The sequence below is a fragment of the Sporomusa sp. genome (assembly GCF_035561155.1).
In the GTDB taxonomy this organism is placed as follows: Bacteria; Bacillota; Negativicutes; order Sporomusales; family Sporomusaceae; genus Sporomusa.
The window spans coordinates 1-13073 of sequence record NZ_DATMYD010000087.1 but is presented as its reverse complement, the minus strand read 5'-3'; the positions used below and the strand labels follow the sequence as shown (position 1 = coordinate 13073).

Genomic DNA, 13073 nt, shown 5'->3' with positions numbered 1-13073 from the left:
TATTGCGGAGTGATTTTATTGCGTATCTGGACTTGGCTGAAAGTCCTGATAATCGGTCTATTATTGTTTACCACAGGGGTCTATGCTGTGTTCACGAGCGACTGGTTTCAGAAGAAGTATGTGTATCCTTTTTTATATCAGGAAGCTGTATACACCTATGCGCTCCAATATGACCTTGATCCATTTCTCATTGCCGGTGTGATTAGAACAGAAAGTAAATTTATTCCCGAAGCCCGTTCACCCAAAGGTGCCTTAGGGTTAATGCAAATTATGCCTGAGACAGGCCGCTGGATTGCCGAACAGCGTGAACAAAAGGATTTTATGATCGCTGATTTGACTGATCCTGATATGAATATCCGGTTTGGTACATGGTATCTGGCGTCCTTAAAGAAAGAGTTTGGCGGGAATGAGGTGCTCTATCTTGCCGCTTATAATGGCGGACGGGGTAATGTAAAACAATGGATGCAGCGGTATGGGTGGTCAAAAGATTTTGATGATATTAAACAAATTCCTTTTAAAGAGACCAGGGAGTATGTCGAAAGAGTCCTAAATAACAAAAAACGATATCAGGAATTGTACGGCAGATAAAGTGAAACTAAGCCTCAGAGGAAGTGTGAACGCCCTCTGAGGCTTAGTTGAACCAATCTAGGAGCTTAGCGCCACTTATCTGCCCCTCAAATAAGCAGCGGGGTTAGTGGCGGTTAGCTTTCGGATAAAGTGAACTGTTTAAAAGAGACCTTTAGGTTATTAACAAGGGAATGAGGAGAATGTGCTATAAATGATGCGTAAGCTAATAATTTTATTTTTAACAGTATTAGTTATTGTTACTGCCGGATGCAGCCCACGAGAAGAAACTCCGTCACCTGAGAAGAAAAAAGTAGCTATTCAGCAAGGGGGGCAACTTAAGTACGGTAGTTTACAAGAACCCAACACGCTTAATCCACTCTTGTCAGATTTGCTAGCTACAGCCGAAGTAGGAAAGCTAGTGTTTAGCGGCCTGGTACTTACCGGCGATAAAGGTGAATGGCTGCCAGACCTGGCTATTGATGTGCCGACAACAGCCAATGGTGGTGTAACACCTGATGGTCTGACGGTAACCTACCGACTCCGCCAGGATGTAACCTGGCATGACGGCACGCCATTTACTGCTGAAGACGTCAAATTTACTTGGCAGCTAATCATGAATCGGAAAGTAAATATTGTGTCGCGTGACGGGTATGACCGGATTAGTACTATTGATACTCCGGACAAGCATACTGTTGTAGTTAAATTCCGTGAGTACTACGCCCCTTACTTAACGTTGTTTACAACTATATTACCCAAACATAAGCTTGAAAACGCAGGCGATATAAATAAAGCGCCATTCAACCGGGCGCCTGTCGGTACAGGACCGTTTAAATTTAAGGAATGGCAGATAGCAGAAGCAATTATCTTCGAAGCGAATCAAACCTACTTTCGTGGTAAACCAGTTTTAGACAGTATTGTTTATAAAATCATCCCTGATTCTAACATTTTACTGACCCAGTTAAAATCAGGAGAATTAGATATTGTCAGCAATATTGGGTTTTCCTACTTAGAACAAGTGAAAGCCATAGGCGGAGTGAGGACAGTTATTACACCTACTATGATATGGGAACATATGGACTTCAATCTTGATAACACCCTATTCCAGGACGTTCGCGTCCGTAAAGCCATTGCCACGGCCATTGACCGTCAGGCTATTGTCGTCAATGTGCTTAAAGGTGCTGCAAGTCCGGCCTATGGCGACCAATCTCCTTTATCTTGGGCCTATAATCCTATGCAGCAGCCCCCTGCCAGAGATGTTAATGCCGCCCGCGACTTGCTGGCTCAAGCCGGTTGGCAACTGGGGGCGGATGGAATTATGACGAAAGAAAACAAGAAACTAGCTTTTTCGCTGACTATTCCGACAGGAAATAAACTTAGGGAACAGACGGCGCAAAAAATTGCAGAACAGCTTAAAGAGGTTGGTATTTTAGTTGAGGTTCGGCCAAGTGATGCGCCGCTCTTTTTTAGTGATATTCTGAAAAACAGACGATTTGAAACAGCTATATATGCCTGGGTTGCTGGTGTTGATCCGGATAACCTCAACCTTTGGCATTCCCGCAAAATACCGAGTCGTGCCAACGCGTATGACGGACAAAATTATCCCGGGTGGCGTAATCCAGAAGTAGACAGGCTGATTGAACTGGGTGTACGAACAGTTGATGTGACTGCAAGAAAGGATATTTACTTCCGCATTCAGGACCTGCTCCGCGAAGATTGCCCGGTTGTGCCTCTCTATTTCCGAGGGAACATTGATGCAGTGAAAACAATGGTTGCAAACTATCAGCCGAATCCAACACCTTCAGGGAATCTTTGGAATGCTTGGCAGTGGGGGTTTGCCTCTGCAGCTAAATAGTTTTCTCAATTAAGTGCTTGACGATATTTTATTGTTATGATAAGATACATTATGTTGCGTTAAACGTAACACCAAGTCAAGATGCGGTCGTGGCGGAACGGCAGACGCGCTAGCCTCAGGAGCTAGTGGGGGCAACCTCGTGGTGGTTCAAATCCACTCGACCGCACCACTTTAAGCATATAAGCAGAGAACCAGGTTTTTAGGAGCGAAAGCGACGCGGAAACCTGTGTGAATCGCTTAGTTCCAAGCGGCAGCGCGGAACATCCTATAGTATCTATGCGGTTGTGGCGGAACTGGCAGACGCACCATCTTGAGGGGGTGGCGCTCACAAGGCGTGTGAGTTCAAATCTCACCAACCGCACCAAAAAAAGCAAGAAGCTTCTGAGATTTTCTCAGAAGCTTCTTGCTTTTTTACCAAAATGAAATTGTCGTTCGATCTGTAACAGGCTTTTATCTTAAAGGCTCTCGGTATAGTTTTGGTGCTGATAAAAATATGAAGTGGCTATTGACAATCCTTGGCGAAATCTGCTATTATCTTAACAATAAGAATATGGCCTTTAAGCTGGTCCTGTGAGGCTGGCAAGGGGACGGTACAGATTTAACGCCTTCTTGCGCGCTTTTCACGCCAAGAAGGCTTTTATTATATCTCACAATAACAAATACTATCCTTTAAGTTGGCCCTGAGAGGTCTGCAAGGATGTTGCCAAGCTATTATGCTTATTTTTGGCTGGCCATTTATTACTCCTTGCTCTTTCAGGCAAGGAGTTTGTTTTTATTTGAAGGGAGAGTGCGTGATGAGTAAAGCTCAAGTATCGCTGCGAAAAAAGGATATCCTTGGTCTGGAAACTATGTCGGCAGCCGAAATGGAACTAATCTTGGACTCGGCAAAAGAGATGAAAAACATCATTGACCGGGATATTAAGAAAGCGCCAACGCTGCGTGGTAAATCAATTGTTAATCTGTTTTTTGAGAACAGCACCCGGACGCGTACCTCGTTCGAATTAGCTGGCAAATATCTTGGCGCTGACGTGGTTAACATTTCGACAAGCTCAAGTAGTGTGTCTAAAGGAGAGAGCTTGCGTGATACTCTTCTCACCGTCGAAGCCATGGGTGTAGATATCATTGTTATGCGGCATGAGGCCGAAGGCTCATCACAATTCGCTGCTAATGTCGTAAAACCTGTCATTATTAATGCCGGCGATGGTGCCCATGAGCATCCTACGCAAGGCCTACTGGATATGTTTACAATTAAGCAATATAAAGGGAAGATCGCTGGGCTAAAAGTAGCCATAGTCGGCGATATCTTGCATAGTCGGGTAGCGCGCTCTAATATCTGGGGCCTTCAGAAAATGGGGGCTGAGGTACATCTTGCCGGACCGCAGACGCTACTGCCGCGCGACATTGAAAAAATCGGTGTGAAGGTGCACAATCGGGTCGAAGAAGCACTTGATCAGGCTGATGTTGTAAATGTGCTTCGTATCCAGCGTGAACGGCAGCAAAAAGGACTTTTTCCGTCGGCGCGCGAATATGCCCGCATATTTGGTGTTAATGCCAAGCGCTTAGCTTTGGCTAGGCCAGATGCGCTCTTAATGCATCCGGGCCCCATGAATCGAGGGCTTGAAATTGCTCCGGACGTAGCCTACGGCGAGCAGTCTGCTATACAGGAACAGGTGAAAAATGGACTGGCAGTCAGGATGGCGTTGTTATTTTTGGTGCTGATGGGAGGGACTCACATTGAAGCTGCTAATTAAAGGTGGACGAATCATTAATCCGGCCGAGCAAATGGATGCGGTAGGTGATATCTTAATTGAAGACGGTAAGATAGTAGCCCTTGGACAGAGTTGTGCAGCCGAGGGAGCGGAAATTATTGATGCTGCTGGGCTAGTGGTAGCCCCCGGCCTTATTGATATGCATGTACATTTGAGAGAACCGGGCCTGGAAGCTAAGGAAGACATTGCTTCAGGCACACGTGCGGCTGCCGCAGGTGGCTTCACCACCATTGCTTGCATGCCTAACACCAAACCTGCTATAGACAACTCAATTGTAGTATCTGGTCTAATCCAGCGTGGACAAACGGAAGGGGTTGTCAACCTTAAAATAATCGGTGCGCTCACCAAAGGGTTGGAAGGCAAGGAGCTTGCTGAAATCGGTGACATGATTCAGTTAGGGGTAGTGGCCATTTCGGATGACGGCGGTCACCTGGACAGCACCCGCCTCTTAAAGACTGGGCTTGAATATACAGGAATGTTTGGGAGGCCGGTCATTACTCATTCGGAGGATGAAGGGCTTGCTGGTGAAGGGTTCATGCATGAAGGTGCGGTATCGGCGATGCTCGGGCTCAAAGGCCGGCCGGCTGTTGCTGAAGATATTGCGGTAGCCAGGGATATTATGCTGGCTAAATATACAAACTCACCGATTCACATCGCCCATGTCAGCAGCAAAGGGGCGGTTGAGATTATCCGTCAAGCCAAACAACGTGGGGTAAAAGTAACGGCTGAAGCGACGCCGCATCATCTGACGCTTACTGATGAGGAATTAAAAACTTTTAATACAGCCTTTAAAGTCAACCCGCCGCTCCGGTCGGCTGATCATGTTGAAGCTCTCATCGAGGGTCTAAAAGACGGGACCCTGGACGCCATTGCTACTGACCACGCGCCCCATGCTTTTGAAGAAAAGGACGTTGAGTTCCGCTATGCCCCCAGCGGCTTTGCCGGATTGGAAACAGCGGTTGGTGTTGTGCTGACAGGACTCTATCATACCGGGAAACTGACACTGTTAGAAATAATCGAAAAGATGTCCTCTGCGCCGGCAAAAATCCTTGGGTTGGATAGTGGCGTGCTGAAAATTGGTGCACCGGCAGATATTACGATTATAGATACTGAATATAAATGGGATGTTGACTGCATAAAATTTTATACTCGTGGTAAACATTCTCCGTTTGAAAGCAGGAATTTAAGGGGTAAAGCGCAAATTACTATAGTGAATGGAAGTATAATTATGCAAAATGGCGAGGTGCTTAAATGATTGGCAAACTGATATTGGAAGACGGCAGCGTGTTCCAAGGGATGCTTGCTTCCGGTACTAAAACAGTTGGGGAAGTAGTATTCAATACCGGCATGACCGGTTATCAAGAAGTATTAACAGATCCGTCCTACTGTGGACAAATTGTAACAATGACATATCCGCTTATCGGCAACTATGGGGTGGCTGATCTCTTTGAACAAGCCCGGCAGTCGTTCGTACGTGGTTTTGTGATCAGCGAATTATGCGGTAAGCCTAGCAGCTGGCAGGCTGAAGACTCCTTGGTTTCCTATCTTAAAGCGAGAAATATTCCTTGTATATATGGCGTCGATACCCGGGCTATCACCAGACGGATACGTTCGCATGGTACTATGAAGGGTGTTATTGTACCTGCAGATGCTCAGGCAAGCGAGATTGCCGAACTATTCGCTATGTCGCCCTTTATTGAGGTTGTCAAAGAGGTCACGACTAAAGAAATATATAGGATACCAGGAAATGGTCCTCATATTGCAGTTATGGATTTTGGCATTAAGCGCAACATTTTGAATTCCATGGCCAAAGCTGGGTGTAATCTTACTGTGTTACCTGCTTATACCCCGGCAGAGGAAATATTGGCGCTTAATCCTGATGGCATATTCTTGTCAAATGGCCCTGGCGATCCTAAAGATGCGCCTGTAGCGACAGTACGGGAACTCATCGGTAAAAAACCGATATTTGGCATCTGCCTTGGTCATCAGCTGTTAGCGCTTGCTCTAGGTGGAGACACCTATAAGCTGAAGTTTGGCCATCGCGGCTCCAATCACCCGGTTAAGGATTTAGCAACAGGCCGCGTATATATCACATCACAGAATCACGGTTATGCGATTGATGAAGCCTCGCTCGCCAAGCTTGATGTTACGGTAACTCACCGTGCTGTCAATGATGGTACGGTGGAGGGCATGCGTCATAACAGCCTGCCTGTATTCTCAGTACAGTATCACCCCGAAGCCGCTCCTGGACCTGATGACAGCACATACTTGTTCGAAGAATTTATGAGACTACTCAATAAAGAAATGAATAAGGCGAGGGGGAACTAACGGTGCCGAAAAAACAAAATTTGCGCAAGGTTATGGTGATTGGCTCAGGCCCGATAGTGATTGGCCAAGCCGCCGAATTTGACTATGCCGGTACCCAGGCGTGCCAGGCACTTAAAGAAGAGGGCTTTGAGGTGGTGCTGGTCAACAGCAATCCGGCTACCATCATGACTGATACCAACATTGCTGATTGGGTATATATTGAACCGCTTACCCCTGAATATTTGGAAGAAATTATCGCTAAGGAGCGTCCAGACGGTATTCTGGCTACTTTGGGTGGTCAGGCTGGTCTTAATCTGGCGGTTAAATTGGCTGAAAACGGTGTATTGGAAAAATATCAGGTAGAATTGTTAGGTACACCAATTGAAGCAATAAAAAAGGCTGAAGACAGAGAACTCTTTAAAGCGACTATGGAAGAACTGGGTCAACCCATCCCTGAGAGCACTATTGTTGAAGATATTGAGAGTGCACTAAAATTTGCTGAGGAAATCGGCTATCCACTGATCGTAAGGCCTGCATATACGTTAGGCGGAACAGGCGGCGGCATTGTCCATAGTGACGAAGAACTTATTGACACAGTAAACAGAGGATTAAAGCACAGCTTGATCGGGCAAGCGCTTATTGAACGCAGTGTGGCAGGCTGGAAAGAAATAGAATATGAAGTCATCCGCGACGCCGCCGATAACTGCATCACCGTATGCAACATGGAGAACTTCGACCCTGTCGGTATCCATACTGGCGACAGCATTGTTGTAGCGCCGTCACAGACCTTGACTGACTATGAATACCAGATGCTAAGAAGCTCCTCGCTTAAAATCATCCGGGCGCTAGGCATTGAAGGCGGCTGTAACGTTCAGTACGCGCTTGATCCTAAAAGCAGCAAATATATAGTCATTGAAGTAAACCCGCGTGTTAGCCGATCTAGCGCCTTGGCTTCCAAAGCAACCGGTTACCCGATTGCTAAAGTAGCTACGAAGATCGCCATCGGTTATACCTTAGACGAGATTACCAATGCGGTAACAGGTAAGACTAAGGCATGCTTTGAACCGGCGCTTGATTATGTGGTAGTTAAGTTCCCGCGTTGGCCGTTTGATAAATTTAGTTTTGCCGACCGGATTCTTGGCACTCAAATGAAGGCTACTGGCGAGGTTATGTCAATTGATCGTAATTTTGAAGGCGCGTTATTAAAGGCTGTACGTTCGCTTGAAATTGGCCTTAATCGCCTATATATCCCCGAATTTGACAACCTGAGCGACCAGGAAGTAAAGGATAAACTCAAGCTAGCCAATGATGAGCGTGCTTTTGTTATTGCAGAGTCCATACGCCGGGGTGTGTCGGTAGCCGAAATCCACGCGATAACGGCCATTGACAAGTTCTTCTTAGATAAGATTGAAAACATTGTGGCTATGGAACGGCAAATCAGCAAGGAACTTTCTAATGACGTGCTGCTGGCAGCCAAGAAGATAGGATTTGCCGATAAGACAATTGCCGAACTCACAGGCAAAACGGTCTACCAAATCCGGGAAATGCGTAAACAGGCCAATATTGTGCCAAGTTATAAGATGGTTGACACCTGCGCCGCTGAGTTTGAGGCTGTTACTCCATACTACTACTCGACCTATGCGCAGGAAGATGAAGTTCAGACGACAGATAAGCGTAAAGTCATGGTGTTGGGTTCCGGCCCGATTCGTATTGGTCAAGGCATCGAATTTGATTACTGCTCTGTCCATTCAGTATGGGCGCTTCGAGAAATGGGCATCGAATCGGTCATTATTAACAATAATCCCGAAACTGTTTCTACTGATTTTGACACATCTGACCGTTTGTACTTTGAACCGCTGACCCCTGAAGATGTGCTGAATATTATTGATAAAGAAAAACCGGAGGGCGTTATCGTCCAGTTTGGCGGACAGACGGCCATTAATCTAGCCGGTCCGCTTGCCAAAGCCGGTGTCAAAATTTTTGGCACTAGTGTGGAAGATATTGACCGGGCTGAAGACCGGGAAAAGTTTGATGCACTACTAGAGCAGTTGAACATTCCGCGTCCAAAGGGCGAGACAATTACTGATGCCGAGTTAGCTCCTCAAGCTGCTGCGCGTATCGGTTACCCTGTTGTCGTTCGTCCGTCCTATGTGCTTGGCGGGCGGGCCATGGAAATTGTGTATAACGAAGCCGAGTTAAAAGATTATATGGTGCGGGCCGTTAAAGCCTCGCCTGAGCATCCGGTGCTGGTTGACCGCTACATGCAAGGCACCGAGGTTGAAGTTGACGCCATATCAGACGGCGATGACTTCCTTATCCCCGGAATTATGGAACATATTGAGCGTGCAGGCGTACACTCTGGCGACAGTATTGCGGTATACCCACCCCAGACGCTGTCTGCGAAGGTAATGGACACCATTGTCGATTACACGGGTCGCCTGGCAAAAGGGCTTAAGGTAAAAGGATTAATCAATATCCAGTATGTTATTGTAGACGAAGAGGTATATGTAATCGAGGTAAATCCCCGGTCCAGCCGGACAATCCCCTTCCTGAGTAAGATTACAGATGTGCCGATGGTCGATGTGGCGACTCGCATAGCGATTGGTGAGACCTTAAAAGGGATGGGATATGCCCCTGGACTCATGCCGGCCAGAGAGTACATCGCCGTAAAAGTACCGGTGTTCTCTTTCGCTAAAATGCAGCAGGTAGATATCTCGCTTGGACCAGAGATGAAGTCAACTGGCGAGGTTATGGGGATTGACTATCAATATTCCCGAGCACTATATAAAGGCATTGTTGGCGCTGGCATGAATGTGCCGCAAGAGGGCGCGATACTCGTTACAGTTGCTGATAAAGATAAACCTGAAGCTGGCGAGATTGCCAAAGAATTTGCCAGACTGGGCTATGAACTTGTTGCTACAAGCGGCACTGCTGAATATCTGCGGTCACTCGGCTTACAAGTTGGTACGGTGCCTAAACTCCATGAGCAGCAGCCTGAGATTATTGAGATGATTAAGGCTGGAAAAATAAGTATGGTTATTAACACCTTGACGAAAGGCCGGGACTTTGAGAGTGACGGTTTCAAGATCAGAAGGGCTGCGGTAGAACATTCGATTTTATGCCTGACCTCAATGGATACAGCAAATGCTGTTTTTGATGTATTAAGCATCATCCGTGAAAGAAAATTCCTCTATGTGCTGGCGCTGCAGGATTATGTAGGCGGAGGCGAAAAAACTCGTGGCTAAAACCTGTGTAAAAGCTCAGGTAATTGAACAAAACACAATTGCAGGGGATGTGTTTGCGTTGATAGTGGCAGCTCCCGAGATTGCCGCTATCGCCCGCCCTGGTCAGTTCGTTCACCTTCGTCTGGCAGATACTCTTGACCCACTTCTGCGGCGGCCGTTTAGTATTGCTGACTGTAATGCTGAGCAAGGAACGCTTACCGTCATTTATCGCGTTGTTGGTCGTGGCACGGTATTGATGACTAAGCTTCAGGCGGGAGATATTATTGATTGTATGGGGCCGCTGGGCAAAGGTTTTGATTTAACCGCACAGCGCCCTCTCCTAATCGGGGGTGGCATGGGGCTGGCACCACTGGTTATGCTGGCCAAGGCTTTTTGTTCCCGCCCGGCCACTATACTTATGGGTGGCCGCAACGAGCAGGAATTGTTTTGGCCGGAAATCTATGCCGGTGTTTGCCAAAACATTCATATTACAACAGATGATGGCAGTATTGGCCATCGCGGCTTTACGGTAGATCTACTGCCAGAACTGCTAAAACAGGATAAGTTTGATAGGATCTATGCCTGCGGACCGCACGCCATGCTCAAGGGCGTGGCTGAAACGGCGGCGTACTATGGCGTTCCTTGCCAGGTCTCGCTGGAAGAATATATGGCGTGCGGCGTTGGGGCTTGTTTGTCATGTACTTGCGCCGGTGCCAGCGGCAAACGTCACAAGGTATGTACTGACGGCCCGGTATTTTGGGCCGAGGAGGTGGCGTGGTGAGTATAGCTGACACTATGCTTTGTGTCGATATTGCCGGCATAAAAATGAAAACGCCGGTGATGACGGCGTCGGGAACTTTCGGTTTTGGTTTGGAGTACAGTGAGTTCGTTGACTTAAACCAGGTAGGAGCCATCGTCGTTAAGGGCACAACACTGGCGCCTAAGGCAGGAAACAGCGGGCGGCGAATGGCCGAAACGCCGGCAGGCATGCTTAACTCTATCGGGCTGGAAAACCCCGGTGTTAAGGAACTTGTTACTGAAATAATGCCTAAATTAGCGAAATATCAGGTGCCTGTCATTGTCAACATCTCCGGCAATACAGTGGAAGAATATGGTGAACTGGCAGCCAGGCTTAATCAGTCTGGCGTAGCCGGTCTGGAAGTAAATATTTCCTGTCCCAACGTAAAGCAAGGCGGAATTGCTTTTGGCACCTGCCCTGATAGTGCTACCGAGGTAGTAAGAGCAGTAAAGGCCAAGACAAGTTTACCTGTCATTGTTAAGCTTTCACCCAATGTTACAGATATTGTGCTGATGGCCAAAGCGGTAGAGGCTGCTGGTGCTGATGCCATTTCGCTGATTAATACGCTGCTCGGTATGGCGATCGACATCCGGACCTGGCGGCCTGTATTAGGTAACACTGTTGGCGGTTTGTCCGGTCCAGCTGTTAAACCGGTCGCGGTACGGATGGTATGGCAGGTTGCTAAAGCTGTTAACGTGCCGGTTATTGGCATGGGTGGGATTATGACAGCTGCGGATGCAATCGAATTTATGCTTGCGGGAGCAAGTGCAGTGGCTGTTGGTACAGCCAATTTTGTTAACCCATATGTGTCTGTTGAAGTAGCTGAAGGAATCAGAGACTACCTGGCTGAACGCGGTTTAAAGCATGTAAGCGAGCTTGTCGGTAAAGCCAACTGCAGCTAAAAAATCGCATAACAGGGAGGATAACTAGATGGAACAGGTAAAGAATCGTTTGATCGTAGCCCTTGATGTCGCTACCATGGCTGAAGTCCGGCAGTTAGTTGAGACGTTAGGCGACGCTGTGAGCTACTATAAAGTGGGTATGCAGCTTTTTTACAGTGTCGGCATGGAATGCCTGACCTATTTGCGCGAACTGGGCAAAGATGTTTTCCTTGACTTAAAAATGCATGACATCCCGAATACTGTGGCACAGGGGGCCGCCTCACTGACAAGGCTGGGCGTAGGCATGATTAATGTCCAGGCATCAGGTGGCTCGGCTATGATGCGCGCGGCAGCAGAGAAAGTAGCCGAAACGGCTGCTGACCTCAATATTCCTCGTCCTAAGCTTATTGCCGTCACTGTACTGACAAGTATGGATCACGCGGAATGGGCCACACTGCGGTATACCGCCAGCATTCCAGACCAGGTTGTGCATCTGGCAAGAATGGCGAAGGAAGCCGGGTTAGACGGAGTGGTAGCATCGCCGCAGGAAGCTGAGCTTATTAAGGAAGCGTGTGGCCAGGAATTTGCGATCATCACTCCCGGTGTTCGCCCCCAAGGCGCGGCATTAAATGATCAAAGCCGGGTGGCTACGCCGGCCGATGCACTCAAAGCAGGAGCGCATTATCTGGTAGTAGGCCGGCCCATTACTGCGGCAGAGAAGCCACGGGCGGCAGCACTGGCAATTTTAGAAGAAATGAGGAAGGCATAATGAACGAAGCAGAAGTTCGGCAGCTATTTGTTGAAACAGGCGCTATTTTAGAAGGTCATTTTTTACTGACCTCCGGCTTACATAGTCCGCTGTATGTTGAGAAATTCCAGGTGCTGCAATATCCCAAACATACCGAAAGACTATGTGCAGCGTTGGCTAAACGGTTTGAAGAAGACAATATTGAGCTTGTAGTGGGCCCGGTGACCGGTGGTATCATCTTGGCTCATGAAGTGGGCAAGCATCTTGGCACCCGCGCCATATTTACTGAGCGTGAAAACGGTAAAATGGCGCTAAGACGTGGTTTTGTCATTGAACCAGGCCAGCGGGTGCTCGTTGTTGAGGATATTGTTACAACAGGCGGTTCTGTGAAAGAAGTTATTGACGTAGTGTGTGAACAGGGCGGTATTCCGGTAGGTGTAGGCATACTGGTTGACCGTAGTGGCGGTAAGGCAGATTTCGGCATTCCGGCTAAAGCTCTGCTGCACCTTACGGTTCCTACCTATCAAACTGATGACTGCCCGCTATGCCAAGAAGGAGTAGCGATAACCAAACGCGGTAGCCGCAAGCTCTAGTTTTACTTATCCGATGACCAAGCCGCTCTAAGACTCCCATCCTCTACAAGTGGGAGTTATACCCAAAGGGCACAGGCGAGCGGCTAAGTCCCTGGATAAGGTCGACTAAACTTCAGATGGGGTTAAAACCCCACCTGAAGCTAAGTCTCACTTTATCTGGAAGGACTTTGGCTGTACAGTTTGTGTACAGCCTTTTATTATGTGCGCCCAGCATGGGCGCTTACTTGTTGGTGAAAGTCCAATACGGGGGTTGATAGTGCCAACCGTTAGCCTAAGACAAGGGTGTCGCCTGTGAGGGCGAATCTGAAGGAAGTCGGCGGCAAAGCTCCGGTC

10 protein-coding genes and 2 tRNA genes are annotated in these 13073 nt (G+C 47.8%); all 12 read left to right on the top strand.

Annotated features, from left to right (window positions below; translation table 11 throughout):
• The first annotated feature begins 18 nt into the window (after window positions 1-18).
• The 12 genes from VN447_RS11555 to pyrE all read left to right on the top strand — a co-directional run bounded on the left by VN447_RS11555 (window position 19) and on the right by pyrE (window position 12740).
• Complete coding sequence (locus VN447_RS11555; protein ID WP_325525512.1) at window positions 19-588, top strand: lytic transglycosylase domain-containing protein; 570 nt, start codon at window positions 19-21, stop codon at window positions 586-588.
• A gap of 190 nt (window positions 589-778) precedes the next feature.
• Entirely contained in the window at window positions 779-2419 is a 1641-nt protein-coding gene (locus VN447_RS11550) for a peptide ABC transporter substrate-binding protein (RefSeq protein ID WP_325525511.1), read from the top strand.
• 83 nt (window positions 2420-2502) lie between these two features.
• Window positions 2503-2588 (top strand) — tRNA-Leu (locus VN447_RS11545).
• 109 nt (window positions 2589-2697) lie between these two features.
• A tRNA-Leu gene (locus VN447_RS11540) sits at window positions 2698-2783 on the top strand.
• 430 nt (window positions 2784-3213) lie between these two features.
• Window positions 3214-4170 (top strand): aspartate carbamoyltransferase catalytic subunit, encoded by a 957-nt coding sequence (locus VN447_RS11535; protein ID WP_325525510.1) that lies wholly within the window; start codon window positions 3214-3216, stop codon window positions 4168-4170.
• Entirely contained in the window at window positions 4154-5443 is a 1290-nt protein-coding gene (locus VN447_RS11530) for a dihydroorotase (protein ID WP_325525509.1), read from the top strand. Before VN447_RS11535 ends, VN447_RS11530 begins: the two co-directional genes overlap by 17 nt.
• Window positions 5440-6516 (top strand): glutamine-hydrolyzing carbamoyl-phosphate synthase small subunit, encoded by a 1077-nt coding sequence (gene carA / locus VN447_RS11525; RefSeq protein WP_325525508.1) that lies wholly within the window; start codon window positions 5440-5442, stop codon window positions 6514-6516. The genes VN447_RS11530 and carA overlap by 4 nt, the downstream gene beginning before the upstream one ends.
• A gap of 2 nt (window positions 6517-6518) precedes the next feature.
• Entirely contained in the window at window positions 6519-9740 is a 3222-nt protein-coding gene (carB, locus tag VN447_RS11520) for a carbamoyl-phosphate synthase large subunit (protein ID WP_325525507.1), read from the top strand.
• Window positions 9733-10500, top strand: coding sequence for a dihydroorotate dehydrogenase electron transfer subunit (locus VN447_RS11515; RefSeq protein ID WP_325525506.1), 768 nt, complete (start codon window positions 9733-9735; stop codon window positions 10498-10500). Before carB ends, VN447_RS11515 begins: the two co-directional genes overlap by 8 nt.
• Window positions 10501-10514: 14 nt before the next feature.
• A complete protein-coding gene (locus tag VN447_RS11510; protein WP_414714905.1) occupies window positions 10515-11420 on the top strand; it encodes a dihydroorotate dehydrogenase in 906 nt (301 codons plus the stop codon).
• 28 nt (window positions 11421-11448) lie between these two features.
• Window positions 11449-12168, top strand: coding sequence for an orotidine-5'-phosphate decarboxylase (gene pyrF, locus VN447_RS11505; protein WP_325525504.1), 720 nt, complete (start codon window positions 11449-11451; stop codon window positions 12166-12168).
• A complete protein-coding gene (gene pyrE, locus VN447_RS11500; protein WP_325525503.1) occupies window positions 12168-12740 on the top strand; it encodes an orotate phosphoribosyltransferase in 573 nt (190 codons plus the stop codon). The genes pyrF and pyrE overlap by 1 nt, the downstream gene beginning before the upstream one ends.
• The last annotated feature ends 333 nt before the right edge of the window (window positions 12741-13073 follow it).